The sequence below is a fragment of the Streptomyces cupreus genome (genome assembly GCF_014257025.1).
In the GTDB taxonomy this organism is placed as follows: Bacteria; Actinomycetota; Actinomycetes; order Streptomycetales; family Streptomycetaceae; genus Streptomyces; species Streptomyces cupreus.
The window spans coordinates 34808-51379 of record NZ_JACMSF010000048.1 but is presented as its reverse complement, the minus strand read 5'-3'; the positions used below and the strand labels follow the sequence as shown (position 1 = coordinate 51379).

Genomic DNA, 16572 nt, shown 5'->3' with positions numbered 1-16572 from the left:
GTCAGTCTCCCTCGGTCAACAGGGCTTCGGACGACGCCAGCGCGTCGTCGAGACGGCTCAGCAGGGAGTCGTCGTCGAGGTCATCAAGGTCCTCGGCCGGCTCCTGCGGGGCGACTGCCTCGGCGGGTTCGGCCTGGTCCTGCGGTTCGGTGAGCACCTCGTCGAGGACGAAGCGGGCGAAGGACGTGACGTTGGGGCACTCGAACATGACGGTGCCGGGCAGTTCGAGGCCCAGCTCGCGCTCGGCGCGCTGCTTGAGGTCCTGGGAGAGCACCGAGTCCATGCCGAGGTCGAAGAAGCCCTGGTCGGGCGAGACATCGGCCTCCTCGCCGAGCACCTGCGCGACCAGCTTGAGCAGCAGGTCGACCAGTTGCTCCTGACGCCGGTCGGGCGACAGCGCGAGCAGTTCGGCGGCGAGACCGCCTGCGGGCTCCGGTGGGGCCTGGGCCGCGGGCTGCGGCTCGGACTGCGGGCGGGGTTCCACCGCGTAGGGAGTGTCCACCCAATAGGCCTTGCGCTGCCAGGGGTAGGCGGGCAGCGCTACCGGGCGGTGCGCTCCGGGCACCAGCCGGTCCCAATCGACGCTCACCCCGTGGGCGTGCAGTGCGCCCGCCAGTTCCAGCAGTTCGACCGGGCCGAGGTAGGCCTTCTCGACCCCGCTGGGCTGGCGCCGGCGCGGCGCGGTGAGCTGGACCGGGAGGGTCTCGTCGGGTTCCACCGCCGCGTCCAGGGCGGCGCCCAGCATACGGATGGCGCGGCTTCCGGTGCCGATGTCCAGCAGGACGTCGAGGCCGGCCGTCATGACCCCGCCCGCCAGCGCGTTCCAGCCGTCGGCGGCGGAGTGGCGGGCCACCCGCGCCCCGTCGGGCTGCGCGGGCACGGGCACACCGGCCGCGAGCAGCCGTACGGCGTTGACGAGCGTGAGGTCGCCCGCGACCACGGCGGCCGCGTACTCCCCGATGTCCCAGCCGACGACCGCGTCGGGTTCCACGCCGAGCACCTTCCACAGCGCGGTCGTCGCGAGCTGGCCCGCGAACACCTCGCCGGCGTGCTCCACGCTGCCCGGGTGCGCCGGGCCCTCGGGCTCGCCGAGTTCGGCGCGCAGGGCCTCGCGGGCCTCGGCGAGGGCGGCGCGGTAGGTCTCGACGGCCTCCGGGTCCCCGGCCAGCGCCTCCTCGTAACCCGACAGGTCGGCGGGGGTGCGGCCGTAGACGAACAGCACCGACGCCTCGTCGCGGGCCTGCACCGGGCGGGCCCGGTCCAGGGCGGAGAGGAGTTCGTCGCGGGTGCGTCCGACGGCGGTGATCCGGTGCGCGAGGTGGGCGCGGCGGGCGCCCGACGTCCAGCACAGGTCGGCGAGTTCGCTGTCGTCGGCGGCGGCGACACGCTCGCGCATCAGGGCCACGGCGGCGGTCAGGGCGTCGGGTGTCGCTGCGGACACGGTCAGCACACAGGGCCGTACGGGCCGGGGTGCGGCCGGGGGTTCGGGCACGGCCGGGGCCTCCTGGACCAGGACGTGGGCGTTGGTGCCGGTGAAGCCGAACGCGCTGATGCCCGCGATCCGGGGCCGTTCACCGCGCGGCCAGGCCACGGGGTCGCCCGCCACGTTCAACGGCAGCTTCGCCCAGTCCAGTTGGCGGGTCGGCTCGGACAGGTGGAGCTGGGCGGGGATGCGCTCCCGGCCGAGCGCCAGCACCGTCTTGATCAGCCCGGTGACTCCGGCGGCGGCCTCCAGATGGCCGACGTTGGTCTTCACCGAGCCCACGACCAGCGGGCGGTCGGCGGGACGTCCCGTTCCGAGCGCCCCGGCCAGGGCGCGCAGTTCGACCGCGTCGCCGAGCCGGGTGCCGGTGCCGTGCGCCTCGACGTAGGAGACCTCGTGCGGTTCGATTCCGGCCTGGTCGAGCGCGGAGAGGATGACCTCTTCCTGGGCGGTGCCGCTGGGCACGGTGAACCCGCCGCTGGCCCCGTCCTGGTTGACCGCGCTGCCGCGGATGATCGCGTACACGCGGTCACCGTCGCTCAGCGCGGTCGAGAGTTTCTTGAGGATGACCACACCCGCGCCCTCGCCCCGGCCGTAGCCGTCGGCGGAGTCGTCGAAGGTCTTGCACCGTCCGTCGGGGGCGAGCGCCCCGGCCGCCCCCATGGAGAGGAAGACCGTCGGGGTGGCCATGACGTTGACCCCGCCGGCCAGCGCCAGCCGGCTCTCCCCCGAGCGCAGGCTCTGGCAGGCCAGGTGCACGGCGGTCAGGGAGGAGGAGCAGGCGGTGTCCACGGCGAGGCTCGGACCGCGCAGTCCCAGGAAGTAGGAGATACGGCCCGCGGTCGCGCTGAAGGAGTTGCCGGTGCCGTAGTACAGGTCGACATCGGACTCGCGACGGGTCACCAACTGCTGGTAGTCGGTGGTGTTGAGGCCGACGAACACGCCGGTACGGGTGCCGCCGATCCGGTCGGCCCGGACCCCGGCGTCCTCCAGCGCCTCCCAGGCCACCTCCAGGAACAGCCGCTGCTGCGGGTCCATGGTGCGGGCCTCGCGGGGCGAGATCCGGAAGAAGGAGTTGTCGAACCCGTCGACCTCGCCGAGGAAGGATCCCCGCTTCGGCACACCGTCGAGGGCCGCGGCATCCCACCGCTCGGCGGGCACGTCACCACTGGCGTCGACCCGCTGATCGAGCAGCCGCCAGAAGTCCTCGGGGCCCGCGACACCGCCGGGCAGGCGGCACCCGATGCCGACGACGGCAATGGGTTCGACGGCGTCGGAGTCGAGGGCGTCGGCGGGTTCGGGAACAGGGACAGGTTCGATACGACCGGCCAACGGCTCCTCGGAAACGGCCGGTTCACCAGCACCCTCAAGGGGCGCGGGGAACTGCGCGACCGGCCCCGACGGCGCCGCAGCCGCCTCACTACCCGAAGCGGCACTCTCGGAGGCGCTCTCGTCGGCAATCTCACCGGCGCTCTCCGGAACCAGCGTCATGATGTAGTCCGTAAAACCATCGATCGTGCCGTGCGCCAGCGCATCCGCGCCGTCCACCGGAACCCGCAGCTCCTCCGCCACCCGCCGGGCGAACTCCGCAACGGAGATCGAGTCGATACCCAACTCGAAGAACCCCCGAGTACGCGGCAGCCGCTTGCGCGGCCCGTGGCCGAGAACCTTCACGAGCTGGGCATGAACCGTGGACGCCACATGCTCCCGGTCGTGGGCGACCGGCGCGGGTGCCGCCGCCTCCGCGGGCTCCTCCACGGGAACCGGAGCCGCAGCCTCCGGGGCCGCCGGCGCCGCAGAAGCGACCGGCGCCGCAGCCGCGGCAACCGCGTCGGCCCCGAGCTCCGCGACCACCCGACCCTGCGCGTCCACCAGCCGTACCTCGGCCCGCAGTCCGTCCAGGTCGGCCGGGCCCGAGCCCTGTTCGCCGCGCTCCACACCGTCCAGCCAGAACCGCTCGTCGGCCCAGCGGTGCGGCGGCAGGGTCACCGGGCGCACCGGCGCACCGTGCGCCTCGGCCCAGTCGATGTCGATGCCGGCCTCGTGCAGCTTGGCCCGGGAGCGGGCCAGCATGGTCGGCCCGTCCTGGCCCCGGTACAGCGAGGAGACGACCGGCCCGCGCCGCTCGCGATGGGCGAGGGCGGACTGGAGCGGGCGGGAGAGAACCGGGTGGGCGCCGATCTCGACGAACGCCGTCTCACCCTCGGCGAGCAGCGCGTCGACGACGGGCCACAGCCGCACCGGCTCCCGGAGGTTGGCGCTCCAGTAGGCGGCGTCGAGCGGGACGTCCTGGCCCGGCAGGGCGGTGGACAGGAACGGCACCGTCGGCGCCTTGGGCGTCAAGTCCCCGAGCAGCTCGGCTAGTTCGTCGGCGTAGGGCTGCATCAGCGGGGAGTGGAAGGCGTAGTCGACGGGGAGCGCGACCACGTTCACGCCGTCGTCGGCGAGTTCACGGACCGCGCCCTCCACGGCCTCCTTGGGCCCGGCGATGACGACGGAGGCGGGCCCGTTCTCGGTGGCGACGACCACCTCGGGGTGGCGGGCGGCGAGCCGCTCGCGCACCTGGTCCGCGCCGAGCTCGACGTTGGCCATCCGGCCGGTGCCGGCGGCGCGGTGCATCAGCCGCCCGCGGTGCGCCACGAGCCGTACGGCGTCCTCCAGTTCGAGCGCCCCGGACATGTGTGCGGCGGCGACCTCGCCCATGCTGTGCCCGATCACCGCGTCGGGGCGCACGCCCCAGGACTGCCAGAGCCGGGCGAGCGCGACCTGGACCGCGAACACGGCGGGCTGGGCCACGTCGGTGGCCTTGACCCGGGCCGGGTCGGCGTCGCGCAGGACGTCGTACAGGGACCAGCCGGCCTCGGCGCGCAGCAGTTCGTCGCAGTCGTCGAGGATGTCGCGGACCACGGGTTCGGTCTCGGCGAGGTCCAGGCCCATGCGGGGCCACTGCGAGCCCTGCCCGGAGAAGACATGGACGAGCTTGGGCGGGGTGTCGGCCGCCCGGCCGCCCTCGGCGTCGGCGAGCGCGGCGGTGAGTTCGGCGGCGTCCTTGCCGACGACGGCGATCCGGTGCTTGAGGTGGGTGCGCCGTACGGCGGAGGCGGCGGCGAACGGACCGACCGGGTCGGCGAGCCGGGCGCCGTAGTCGGCGGCCAGCCGGCGCAGCCCCTCGGCGGTGGTCGCGGAGATGAGCAGGGTGTGCGGTCCGTCCGGGAGTTCGGTGGCGGCGGGCTGCGGCGCGCTGCCGAGCACGATGTGCGCGTTGGTACCGGAGAGCCCGAAGGCGCTCACGCCCGCGGTCAGCGGCAGGTCCTCGCCGGGCAGCCGGACGTGCTCGACCGGGACGAGCGTCCCGGAGGACTCCCAGTCGATCATCGGGGCCGGGTAGACATGGTGGATCTGCCCCGGGACCGTGCGGTGCCTGAGCACCAGCAGCGTCTTGAGCAGGCCCGCGATACCGGCGGCGGAGTCCATGTGCCCGAAGTGCGCCTTGTGGGAGCCGACCAGGAGGGGCTCCTCCGGGGGCCGGGTGCGGCCGAGCACCTCGGTGAGGGCGGAGATCTCCAGCGGGTCCCCGAGCGGGGTGCCGGTGCCGTGCGCCTCCACGAACACCGGCTCCTCGGGCGCGACCGACGCCGACGCCAGCGCCGCGCGCAGCAGATCCTGCTGCGCGACGGCGTTGGGGGCGGTCAGTCCGGCGCTGCGTCCGTCCTGGTTGACGGCCGAGCCCCGGATCAGCCCGTGGATGCGGTCGTGGTCGCGTACCGCGTCGGCGTAGCGCTTGAGTACGACGACCCCGCAGCCCTCGCCGCGGACGATGCCGTCGGCGCGGGCGTCGAAGGGGCGGCACCGTCCGGTCGGGGACAGCGCTTGCACCTTGCCCATGAAAACGGAGAGTTCGGGCGCGACGATCACGTTCACGCCGCCCGCGAGCGCGGTGTCGGCCTCGCCGCTGCGCAGGGCCTGGCAGGCGAGGTGGACGGCGACCAGCGAGGAGGAGCAGGCGGTGTTGACGGTCATCGCGGGACCGTGCAGCCCGAAGGTGTAGGCGATGCGTCCGGCGGCGAAGCTGAACTCCTTGCCGGAGGCGAAGTACGGGTCGATGGCGCGGATCCCCGAGGTCCGCGCGTGCAGCAGCAGATAGTCGGAGCCGAGGATGCCCATGTGGACGGAGGTCCGGCTGCCCTCCCACCTGTCGCGCGGCAGGCCCGCGTCCTCCATGGCCTCCGAGCACACCTCGAGCAGCAGTCGCTGCTGGGGGTCCATGCCCCTGGCCTCGCGCGGGGAGACGCCGAAGTAGTCGGCGTCGAACCGGTCGATCTCGTCGAGGAATCCGCCCTCACGGCAGTAGGTGGTGCCGGGGTTGTGCCGGTCGGGGTGGTGGAAGTCGTCGCTCCAACGGTCGGCGGGCACCGGCGTGACGACGTCCACGCCGTCCATCAGCACCCGCCACAGCCCGTCGAGGTCGCGTACGCCCCCGGGGAAGCGGCAACCGGCCCCGACGACGGCGATGTCGTCGGGGCGCGGCTCGTACCGTCGGTTCTCAGCCATGGACCGGAGTTCCTCCCGTTGTGGCCTGGTGGCGTCGGCCCGCCAGGTATCCGGCGAGCGACCGGATCGTCGGATGACGTACGAGCGCACGCGGGTCCACCTCGTCGCCGAGCCAGTCCGCCAGGGCCGTGGTGATCACCAGGCTGTCCGCGGAGTCGATGTCGAACTCGTCGAAGCACAGGTGGACCGACACCATCGCCGGGGGCAGCAAGGTCCTTTGGGCAATCTGCTCCACCAGCCAGTTCTCCACCGCTTCGGGGGTGATCTCCCTCGCAGGTCCGCTCACCGTGGCACCTCTCTCCCTCAAGTGCGGCCGAAAGCGACGGTAGGGAGACGGACTCAAGACGCCCTTGAGAGAGCGGAAGTGTGGCCGATGTTCGCCCCTCGCGGGAACGCGCGGCAGGGCGAACGGGCGTCACAAAGCGGACAGTTGAAGCCGTCCGTCCCCTCGAACACAGCCGTCTGGCCTGCCTCTGAGCGGCCGGGTCCGGGCGTTGCATTCCGCCCGGCGGCGAGCGGACGTATCCCTTCCCCCTCTCGAACCCCTGTCGACGGCGACTTGAGCGAGTCCTGTTGCGATCCCCGTCGAACAAGTCCCTCGCCACCCTCCGAGTCCGGAAGGAAACCCTCCCTTGACCACCGACCCAGGACTGACGCTGTTCTGCCTCGCGCACGCGGGCGGCAGCGCGCATCCGTACATCCGGCTCGCCGCCGATCTGCCCGATCACATCACCGTCGTCCCCCTCGAACTGCCCGGGCACGGAACCCGGGTACGAGAACCCTTGCTGCACGGCCTGTCCGCGCTGACCGAGGAGGCGGTACGGCAGATCGGCGAGCGCCGGCACGAGCCGTACGCGCTGTTCGGGCACAGCTTCGGCTCGCTCGTCGGCTACGAGGCCGCCCGGGTGCTGACCGCGCAGGGCAGCCCGCCGCAGCTGCTGCTGGTCTCCGGGCGCAACGGGCCCACCGAGCCGCTGTCGCACCGCCCCTTCCACCATCTGCCCGACGACGGCTTCGTGCAGGGGCTGCAGCGGATCGGCGGTCTGCCCGAGGCGCTGCTCGCCGAGCCGGAGCTGCTGAAGTTCTACCTTCCGGCCATCCGGACCGACCTGAAGGTCGTCGAGACCTACACGCACGCCCCGGGCCCCCGGCTGACGATCCCGGTGACCGCCTTCGCCGGCCGCAAGGACGTCCTGACCGACGCCTCGTCGATGGCCGCGTGGTCGAGGATCACCACCGGCGTCTTCGATCTCACGCTGGTCTCCGGCGGTCATTTCTTCCTCCAGGAACCGGAGTTCAGGGCCGCGCTGGCCGCCCGGCTGACCCGGTTCGCGGCCACCGCGAGCCGTGTTCCGGCGGCCCGTGGGGCGGTCGCCCGAGCGGTTGCCGAGTGAACCTCAACCGCGAACACCCAGCATCACCGGCTGTACGGCTCTCCCCCCACGCCCAAGCCCGAGACCAACAGGAGGCCCCAGTGGCGGCGCTGTCCCATGAAGAGATCCGTCAGAGGATCAGCGAGTACATCGAGCAGCAGTTCCTCGGCGAGAGCGAGGTTTCGGAGCTGACGGACGACACCCCGCTGCTGGAGTGGAGCGTCCTCACCTCCATGAACACCTCCCTCCTGCTCTCGTTCATCCGTACCGAGCTGGGGGTCGTCGTGCCCCCGACCCACATCACCGGCCGGAACTTCGCGAACCTGGCGGCCATCACGGACATGGTCCATTCCCTGGCCCCGCAGCCCGCTGCCTGAACCGACCGAAGGAAGAGAGAGCATCGTGGACGCACAATTCGACGTCGCAGTCATCGGCGGCGGCCCCGCGGGATCGACCGTGGCCTCGTACCTGGCCAAGGCCGGGCTGTCCGTGGCCGTGTTCGAGGCGGAGAACTTTCCTCGTGAGCACGTCGGCGAGTCCCTGGTCCCGGCCACCACCCCGGTGCTCCTGGAGATAGGGGCCATGGACAAGGTCGAGGCCGCCGGCTTCCCGAAGAAGTTCGGTGCCGCCTGGACCTCCGCCGAGGACCGCGACATCAACCACAACGGTTTCCGCGGTCTGAACCACGACTTCCGTGCCGCCGAGGTCCTGTTCAGCGAGCGCGACCAGGACGGCGTGGACCGCGACCACACCTTCCACGTCGACCGCAGCAAGTTCGACCACATCCTCCTCAAGCACGCCGAGGAGCTGGGCGCCAAGGTGTTCCAGGGCGTCCGGGTCGGCAAGGTCGACTTCGACGGCGAACTGCCGGTCGTGGAGGTGAAGGTCGGCTCCTCGTCGACGCACATCCCGGTGAAGATGGTCGTCGACGCGAGTGGCCGGCAGACCCGTCTGGGCAACCAGCTCAAGACCAAGATCCCGGACCCGGTCTTCAACCAGTACGCCGTCCACACGTGGTTCGACGGCCTGGACCGCAAGGCCCTCGCCGTCAACAAGGACCAGGCCGACTACATCTTCATCCACTTCCTCCCGGTGATCGACACCTGGGTGTGGCAGATCCCGATCACCGACACCATCACCTCGATCGGTGTCGTCAGCCAGAAGAAGCGGTTCCAGGAGTACGGCGGCGACCGCGAGAAGTACTTCTGGGAGACCGTGGCCTCCCGCCCCGAGCTGCTCGACGTGCTGAAGAACTGCAAGCAGGTCAAGCCCATGAAGACCGAGGGCGACTACAGCTACGGCATGAAGCAGATCGCCGGCGACAACTACGTCCTCATCGGCGACGCCGCCCGCTTCGTGGACCCGATCTTCTCCTCCGGTGTCTCCGTCGCGCTCAACAGCGCCCGGCTCGCGGCGAAGGACATCATCGCCGCCGCCGAGGCCGGCGACTTCAAGCATGAGCGCTTCGCCGCCTACGAGAACAAGCTCCGCAAGGCGGTGGGCTACTGGCACCGCTTCATCGAGGCCTACTACCGCCTCAACATCCTGTTCACCGCCTTCGTCCAGGACGACCGCTACCGTCTGGACATCCTCAAGATGCTCCAGGGCGACGTCTACGACGACGAGGAGCCGAAGGCGCTCTCCGCGATGTGGGAGATCATCGAGGCCGTGGAGAGCGACCCGACCCACCTGTGGCACCCGTACCTGGGTCAGCTGAGGTCCCCCACCGCCGCGCCCAGCTTCTGATCGACCCCGGCCCTCCCCCAGCCGGGAGAGCGGCAGAGCTGGAGCGCAAAAACCGGCCGCGTACCTTCTCCGGAATCTCCGGGAAGGTACGCGGCCGGCACCGTTTTCGGCGCCCGCCGCGCGGGTCGTCAGGCGGCACGCGCGTGCGCGATGACGGTGAGCAGGGCCCGGGGGGTCGGGGCGTCGGCGACGATCGTGTCGGGCAGCAGCAGCCCGTACTCCCGCTTGAGCCGGCCGGTGACCTGGAGCAGCGCGAGCGAGTCGTAGCCGAGCCGGTAGAAGGGCGTGTCGACGACGTCCTCCGCCTCCAGGTCGATGCCCTCGGGGATGCCGGCGCTCTCGCTCAGCAGCCGGAGCAGATCGGCGAGGGTGAAGCGGTCGGGGGATTCGGACATGGCCATGGGTGCCTCCTGGAGGTGTGGGAACCGGTACAGCGAGAGGAAGGTCGGAAGAGGGGTGGAACGAAGGGGGCCGGCGGCTCAGAGCCGGCCGAGGAGCACGCCGAGCAGGCTCTGGTCCAGCGTGGTGTCGGCGGCCGTGTCCGCCGCGGCGCCGAAGCCCTCGTCGCGCAGGGCGGCGCTCACCACGTAGTCGGACTCCAGGGCGTAGGTGCCGAAGCTCCACTCCGGGCCGGTGCCCGGGGAGCCGTCCGGCCGCTGGAGGCGGATACGCGCGTCGTCGAGCGTGAAGCCGAACTCGGTGAACCGGAAGCGCAGCCCCTGGCCGATGGCCTTGCTGTACGCCTCCTTGAGCGTCCAGAGCCGGACCAGGGCGCTGTTGCGGGTCCGTTCGGGCAGCGATTCCAGCAGCTCGCGCTCGTGCGGCGTGCAGGCCTGGAACTCCACACCGGTGCCCACCATGGGGCGCTCGGCGCGCTCCACGTCGACGCCGAGCAGGCCGCGCCGGGTGACCCCGACGACCATGACCTCCTCGGTGTGGCTGAGGCTGATGTCGATCTGGTCGCAGCCGCGCAGGTAGGGCCGGCCGCCCGGCTTGTACGCCAGGTCCACCGACTCGGGGCTGCTGGCCAGCACCCGGGCCGCGGTGTGCTTCAGCAGCAGCCGGGAGGCGAGGAAGCCCTCCCGTACCCGGCGATGGCTCAGCCGCTGGAAGCGGCCCCAGTCACGGGGGCCGAGCAGCGGGCGCAGAACCCTTTCTTCAGTCTCCTCGGGAAGCCAGTCGGCGACTCTGCCGTAGGTCACGACGGTGCCGCGCGCGGCCAGTGGCCGCAGCACCTCGTCCCACTGGCCCTCGGGACCGGACACGAGCACGGGGGCTCCGGCGGTGGGAGCGGCCATCAGACAGCCGCCTTCACCAGACGGTCGCGCAGGTAGGCGACCAGGGAACCCACGGAAGTCATGCTGTCGACCATGTCGGGCAGGGAGAGTTCACCGAGCTCCGGGACGGCCTGCTCGACGCGGTACTTCAGCTGCATGATGAGAACCGAGTCGAAGCCCAGGTCCTCGCGCAGCAGGGAGTCCGTGCCCACCTCGGCCACCGGGTCGTCGATGACCCGCCGCACCGCCTGGACCACCGCGGAGATCAGGTCGCCGGACTGGTTGTCGGCGTGTGTGTTGTCGGCGTGTGTGTCGTCGGCGTGCGCGCTCATGAGCCGTTTCCTTCCGGTCAGGACTCTGCGAGGGTCGTCTCGTACAGGTCGTAGGAGCGCCTCTGCTCGTAACGTTCGAGGACCGCGTCGAACAGACGCCGCTCGACGTCCTCCTGCGGGGCCTTCGGTATGTCGAGTCCCAGCAGGGCGCCCAGCCGGTGCAGCGCCCCGGTGATCCACGCCGGGTCGGCGAGGAAGGTCCCGGGCCGGGCGTCGCGGTGCTCGCGCCAGACGCCGAGGCTGGCCGCTGCGGCGCAGACCAGCGCGTAGCGGTCGGTGAGGGCCAGGGTGTCCGGGGTGGAGAGGCCGTCGCCGGGGGTGATCTTCGCGAACCGTCCGCGCAGTTTGCGCAGTTCACCGAGGAAGGCGGTGACCAGCTCGCCCAGTTCGCCGCCGAGTCCGGCGCAGGCGCTCAGCACCGGGACGATGGGGTCGGAGCTGCCCGCGGGCGTCAGCGCGGCGAGATCGGCGGGCGGCAGATCCTCCCAGGGGCGCAGCAGCGCGGCCGGCGGCTCGTCGTCCACCAGCCAGGACTCGCGGGCCAGCTGCGGGAGTTGGGCGACCAGCATGGCCTGACGGGCGGCGGTGCCCGCGTGGCCCTGGGCCAGCAGCGGCAGGTCGCGCACCATCCGGCCGAAGGCGCCGTAGCGGCCCTTGGCGTCGAAGTACGCCTCGCCCAGCACGGTGGACAGATCGTGCGCGGAGTCCTGGAGGAGCTTGGGCACGGTGTAGGCGGCGGCCGCGGCGCAGGCGCTCACCCGGTCGGGCAGCAGATGGATGCCGCGCGCGGCCGCGAGCGCGATGCTGTCGCTGATCAGCAGGTCCAGCAGGGCGCCGGTCAGCACCTCACGTCCGTACGGCGACCTGAGCGGACCGTAGGGGTCCTCGCCGCGGGTCTCGACGGCGAACCGGATGGCCGTGCGCAGCACGGTGTCGGCGGCGGCGATCAGCGCCGAGGGCAGCAGGGCGCGGGTGACGACCGAGCAGCGGACGGCCAGGCCCATGCCCTGGCCCGCCTCGCCCACCACGGCCTCGTCCGGCACGGGGCAGCCGGCGAACTCAAGGCCGCCGAACTCGCAGCCGTCCAGGCCCACCGTGCGATACCGGTGGAGGATGCGCAGGGCGCCCTCGGGCAGGATCTCGCGGTCGATCAGCAGGACTTCGTGCGTGCCGTCCTCGGCGCTGGCGATGACGGTGAGGCCGCGGGCCCGGGCGTAGTTCAGTACGGCGGTCTTGGCTCCGTCCAGGCGCCGCCGGCCGTCGTCCTTGACGAGCGCGAACTCGTCGCGCACGAAGTCGTTGGCGTGCGCGACGGCGGGGCGGGCGACGGCCATCCGGCCACCGCCCAGCAACAGGGCAGCGGTCCATTCACGCTGCGCCAGGTCACCGGCGACCCACACGGGAGTGGAGGCGAAGTAGCAGTTGAGCCCGTATCCGAAGCCGAGCGAGAGATCCCGCCGGCAAGCGGGCCGCACCACCCGCCCAAGCCCGTCGATCCGCTCCAGCCGGCCCCCGAACTCCACCGGCACGAACTCGGCGCCGAACTGGCAGTCGTCCAGCAGCCTTTCGGCCCGCGCGAGCGACTCGCCGGCGAGCGCACCGGTCGGTAACGGAGCGAGCACGCGCTCCAGTTCGTCCGTACGGCTCCGGAGCCGCGCCTCGGCCGTGGTCGCACGCACAGATCGCTCCACCGGGTGTCACTCCTCGCGGTCCGTAGGGTCCGATCCGTCCCCGTACGACCGGCTGTCGCACCCACCCGCACGAGAACGAACCAAGCCTCCGCCGCACCGCTCAAGCCCTGGTGGACCGCACCAAGTGCCTATGTGACGGCATATGCCCAGTTCACCGCGGCGCGCCCGGACGGCAGGACCTATACGGACCCCCCGCCCGGCGGCCGTAACCACGCCACCCTCGCGCTCGGCGTATCGGCCGTCCGTTCCTCGGGATCCCCGAGCACCAGACAGTCGAGGGCCTGCCGCAGCCGCTCCCGCTCCTCGTGCGGCGCGCCGACACATCCGTCGAGCAGCGACACCGCCCGGTGGCCGTGCCGCCGGGCCTGCACCGCGAGCCCATGGCCGGGTCCCACCTCGGCGCACAACAGCGCGCCCACGGTGGCGAGTTGACCGAGCGCCGCGTCCAGCAGCACCGGCCGGGACGGCTGCAGCGCCCAGAACTCGGGATCGACCGCCCGCTCGGGCTCGGGCCGGCCACCCGCGGTCCCGGACAGCAAAGGCGTATGCGGAACGGCGAACACGGACGCCTGAAACGCCGGCAACGTCTCCCGGCACGCCTCCGCGACCAGCGGTCCGTGCAGCCCCGCGGGCACCTGCACCCGCATCCACGTCAACCCGGCGACCTCCAGCGCCCGCCGGGTGGCCGCGAGCGCGAACTCCGACCCGGACACCACGGTCTGCCCGGGCCCGTTGGACGCGGCGACCACCGCCCCGCCCCGCAGGAAGGACGTCACCGCGGGCGGCGCCGCCGCGACCGCGAGCGCCCCGCCCGCCGGCGCCTCGGCCAGGGCGTCGGCCTGCACGGCGACCAGACGCACCGCGTCCGACAACGGCAGCACCCCCGTCTGGACAGCGGCCACCAGCTCGCCGACACTTTGGCCGAGGACCGCACCGGGGCGCAGCCCTCGATCCCGAACCGTCTCGCTGAGCGCGTGGCAGACCGCGAACAGCAGGGGATGCACCTCGGCCACGGTGCGCAACCGCTCACCGGAGGACCACAGTCGGTACAACCGTTCCCCGGCCGAGCCCAACATCTCCAACACCGTGTCCATCGCCGTGGTGAAGGCGGGCTCGTACCGGTACAGGCCATAGGCCATGGCGGGGTACTGAGCTCCCGCGCCGGGCAGGAGCAGCGCGACCGGCGGCACCGGTGCGTCAGTACCGGCCCGGCGCTCGCACTCTGAAGAGCGAGAGCGGCTGGTCCAGCCGTAGTTCGGAGGAGGAGTCGAGCAACGCCCCCTGGAGCGACTGCAGTTCATAGCTCGGATCGAGCCCGAGCTCCCCGGCGAGCACGTCCCGCAGCCGCTGGTAGACCTCCAGCGCCGTGGTGCGCCGCCCGGCCCGGTACAGCGCGAGCATCAACTGCAGGTGGATGCCCTCGTGCAGCGGGTGCCGCGCCGCGAGCCCGAACAGCTCGCCGATGATCTCGTGGTGGCGCCCGAGGAGCAGGTCCGCCTCGATCCGGCGGCACAGTATGCCCATCCGGGACTCCTCGAGGCGGGTCACCTCGACATCCAGCACCCGCCCGCACTCCACGTCGGCGAGCGCGGGACCGCGCCACAGCGACAGAGCCTTGCGGAACAGGTCCGCCGCCGCCTCGTAGTCCCCCTTCTCCAGGGCCCGATGACCGCCGCCGGAGAGCCGCTCGTACTCCCGGACGTCGACAGAACCGCCCTGGGTGTCGAGCAGATACCCCCCGGGCTGGGTCACGAGCACGCTTTTCGCGCCCAAAGGCATATCAGGCGATGGGCCTCCGATGGCGGAGGTGATAAGGTTCCGTAGTTGAAGTATGTACGTCTGCAGGGTCGTTGCGACGCTGGGCGGTGGGGTCTCACCCCAGACCTCCTCCACCAGCATCCCGACAGAGACGGGACGGTCAGGGTTGAGGGCCAGTACTGCGAGAACCTTGCGTGGCTTGACCGCGGAAGGCACCACAGACTTGCCGGTCTGCATCACTCTGCATGCGCCGAGCACTTCGATGTCCATCGGCATCCTCTCTGTTGCCTGCACTCCGCTACTGCGGTTCCGCAGCATGGGTTCCGCTCGGTGATGTGATGGTCACGCGATGGTCCGGTGAGAGCCTGGATATGAACTCAACTCGGACTCAAGTCGGCCTGGAACACGGGTACTCGCGGATACAGCGGTCGGATCCCGCCGCTCCGCAGCAGCCCGCGCATGGCCGAGCGCTGGAGCTTGCCACTGGTGGTGCGCCGTACCACGCCCGGCCGGACGAGCAGGATGACGGCGTCGGGGATCCCGAACTCCCCGTCGAGATGGGTCTGTACGGCCTCGACGAGCGACGGCAGTTCACCGTCGAGGAGGCCGTTCTCGCGCACTTCCTGGATCACGATGAGCCGGTCGCGTTCCGGCCCCGTGGTGACGGCCGCGGTCACCCCGAACAAGGGGTTGAGGCCCTGGACCGAGGTCTCGATGTCCTCCGGCGCGACATCGACCCCGTTGACGACGACACCTTCCTTGAGCCGCCCGATCACGAACAGCTCGCCGTGTTCGTCCACGGCTCCCAGGTCGCCGCTACGCAAAAACGATCCGTCATGAGCGGACGTGACCGCTCCGAAACACTCCTCGGTCTCGGCTCGGCGCCGCCAGTAACCCAGGGCGACGCTCTCGCCCCGGATCCATATCTCGCCCACCCGCCCCGGCTCCAGCACCTGCCGGGTCTCCGGGTCGACGATACGTATCTCCACCCCGCAGGGCCGTCCGACCCCGACCAGGGTCCGGCTGCGGGAGCCGCCGCGCGGCGCGGTCATCCGGCCGGCGGCGAGTGCGGCGGGGTCCGCCGCGCGCTCCACGGGCCGCTGCCCCGGGGTGCCGCCGGTCACCAGCAGGGTCGCCTCGGCGAGCCCGTACGCCGGGTAGAACGCCTCGGGCCGGAACCGGGCCGGGGCGAACCGCTCGGCGAAGGCTGCCATGGTGGCCTCCCGTACGGGTTCGGCGCCGTTGACGGCGACCTTCCAGGAGGACAGGTCGAGCCGCCCGACCTCCTCGTCCGTCGCCTCCCGAACGCACATGTCGTACGCGTAGTCCGGGCCTCCGGACACGGTGACGCCGTACCTCTGGATCATCCGCAGCCAGCTGAGCGGCCGCGCGGCGAAGGTGGTGGCGGGCATGAGCACGCCTCGGGCGCCGAGGTGGAGCGGGTGCAGCAACTGCCCCACCAGGCCCATGTCGTGGTACGGCGGCAGCCAGCCGCCGATCACCGAGTGCTCGTCGGTCCCGAGCGCCCGGGTGATGGCCTCCTGTCCTGCCAGCAGGTTCCGCTGGCTGATCAGGACGCCCTTCACCTGGGTCACGGAGCCGGACGTGTACTGGATGAGAGCGATGTCGTCCTCGGCCGACACGGTCGGCCGCCAGTCCTCCGGGTCCGGCAGGGCCGCCCGGTCCGCCGCGAGGCAGACCAGGTCGCTGCCCGCGAAGAGCCGGGACAGCTCGGCCGCCACCGCGGAGTCGGCAAGGGCGAGGCCCACATCGGCGTCCTTGGCGATGGCGGTCAGCCGGCGCACATTGCGCCCGCCGTCCAGCGGGGACGGACAGGGCACCGCGGTGGCCCCGGCGTAGAAGCAGCCGAGCAACGCGGCGATCTGCAGCGGTCCCTCGCAGCTCGGCAGCAGGACGCGCTGTCCCGCCCCGCCCCGCGACTGGACCCAGGCTGCCAACTGCCGTGCCTGGCGGTCGAGTTCGCCGTACGTCAGGGTCCGGACCGCCGATCCCGACCCTCCGTCACGGCGCGGGGTTGACTCGGCGCCGACGAAGCCGAAGGCATCACGGCTGGGATCCGCCGCCTCCATGCGACGCCGTAATGCGCCAAGAAAACCACCCATTTCGAACCGCCCCCGTTCGACTCAATGGCGCGAAGCTAACGGCCGACGCTCAAGGAACGCATGACCTCTCCTCGACCCCCAGACGGGTGCCGGGTGCCTGCGACTGCATCCTAACGAGGGAAGATGGCGTCGCGGTACCGGTAATTCATGATGTGTTGAGGAACCGATCCGGTCGGATCCTGTCCGCGATCGGCCACCGCACCCGCGCTGAACTTGGCAAGTATCGCTCGGAGCCCTG

Annotated in this window: 12 protein-coding genes; 3 read left to right on the top strand and 9 right to left on the bottom strand. The window is 71.6% G+C overall.

The genetic code is table 11. The features are described from left to right. Position 1: 1 nt before the first annotated feature. Positions 2–6034, bottom strand: coding sequence for a type I polyketide synthase (locus H4N64_RS33160; protein WP_186286221.1), 6033 nt, complete (start codon positions 6032–6034; stop codon positions 2–4). Beyond that, positions 6027–6320, bottom strand: coding sequence for a phosphopantetheine-binding protein (locus H4N64_RS33155; RefSeq protein ID WP_186286220.1), 294 nt, complete (start codon positions 6318–6320; stop codon positions 6027–6029). Before H4N64_RS33155 ends, H4N64_RS33160 begins: the two co-directional genes overlap by 8 nt. A gap of 346 nt (positions 6321–6666) precedes the next feature. On the opposite strand from H4N64_RS33155, the gene H4N64_RS33150 reads away from it, so the two are divergent. The 3 genes from H4N64_RS33150 to H4N64_RS33140 all read left to right on the top strand — a co-directional run bounded on the left by H4N64_RS33150 (position 6667) and on the right by H4N64_RS33140 (position 9153). Next, positions 6667–7428: a thioesterase II family protein gene (locus H4N64_RS33150; protein ID WP_186286219.1), complete on the top strand. Its 762-nt coding sequence runs from the start codon at positions 6667–6669 to the stop codon at positions 7426–7428. 80 nt (positions 7429–7508) lie between these two features. Continuing rightward, positions 7509–7784 (top strand): acyl carrier protein, encoded by a 276-nt coding sequence (locus H4N64_RS33145; protein ID WP_186286218.1) that lies wholly within the window; start codon positions 7509–7511, stop codon positions 7782–7784. Positions 7785–7809: 25 nt separating this feature from the next. Continuing rightward, positions 7810–9153 (top strand): NAD(P)/FAD-dependent oxidoreductase, encoded by a 1344-nt coding sequence (locus H4N64_RS33140; RefSeq protein ID WP_336246867.1) that lies wholly within the window; start codon positions 7810–7812, stop codon positions 9151–9153. 128 nt (positions 9154–9281) lie between these two features. On the opposite strand, the gene H4N64_RS33135 is transcribed toward H4N64_RS33140, so the two are convergent. From H4N64_RS33135 to H4N64_RS33105, 7 genes are all read right to left on the bottom strand, one after another. Next, positions 9282–9554: an acyl carrier protein gene (locus H4N64_RS33135; protein ID WP_186286217.1), complete on the bottom strand. Its 273-nt coding sequence runs from the start codon at positions 9552–9554 to the stop codon at positions 9282–9284. A 78-nt stretch (positions 9555–9632) separates the two neighbouring features. Next, on the bottom strand, positions 9633–10451 hold the full coding sequence (locus H4N64_RS33130; protein WP_186286216.1) for a 4'-phosphopantetheinyl transferase family protein: 819 nt from the start codon (positions 10449–10451) through the stop codon (positions 9633–9635). Further along, entirely contained in the window at positions 10451–10762 is a 312-nt protein-coding gene (locus H4N64_RS33125) for an acyl carrier protein (RefSeq protein WP_186286215.1), read from the bottom strand. Before H4N64_RS33125 ends, H4N64_RS33130 begins: the two co-directional genes overlap by 1 nt. Positions 10763–10779: 17 nt before the next feature. Next, entirely contained in the window at positions 10780–12441 is a 1662-nt protein-coding gene (locus H4N64_RS33120; protein WP_186286214.1) for an acyl-CoA dehydrogenase family protein, read from the bottom strand. Positions 12442–12632: 191 nt separating this feature from the next. Next, positions 12633–13643 carry an acyltransferase domain-containing protein gene (locus H4N64_RS33115; RefSeq protein WP_186286213.1) on the bottom strand — a complete coding sequence of 337 codons (1011 nt, stop codon included), beginning with the start codon at positions 13641–13643 and terminating at the stop codon, positions 12633–12635. 7 nt (positions 13644–13650) lie between these two features. Then, on the bottom strand, positions 13651–14481 hold the full coding sequence (locus H4N64_RS33110; RefSeq protein ID WP_015657270.1) for an AfsR/SARP family transcriptional regulator: 831 nt from the start codon (positions 14479–14481) through the stop codon (positions 13651–13653). Positions 14482–14588: 107 nt separating this feature from the next. Continuing rightward, the gene (locus H4N64_RS33105) at positions 14589–16301 is read right to left on the bottom strand and encodes a fatty acyl-AMP ligase (protein WP_186286212.1); all 1713 of its coding nucleotides are present in this window, start codon (positions 16299–16301) and stop codon (positions 14589–14591) included. Positions 16302–16572 lie beyond the last annotated feature (271 nt).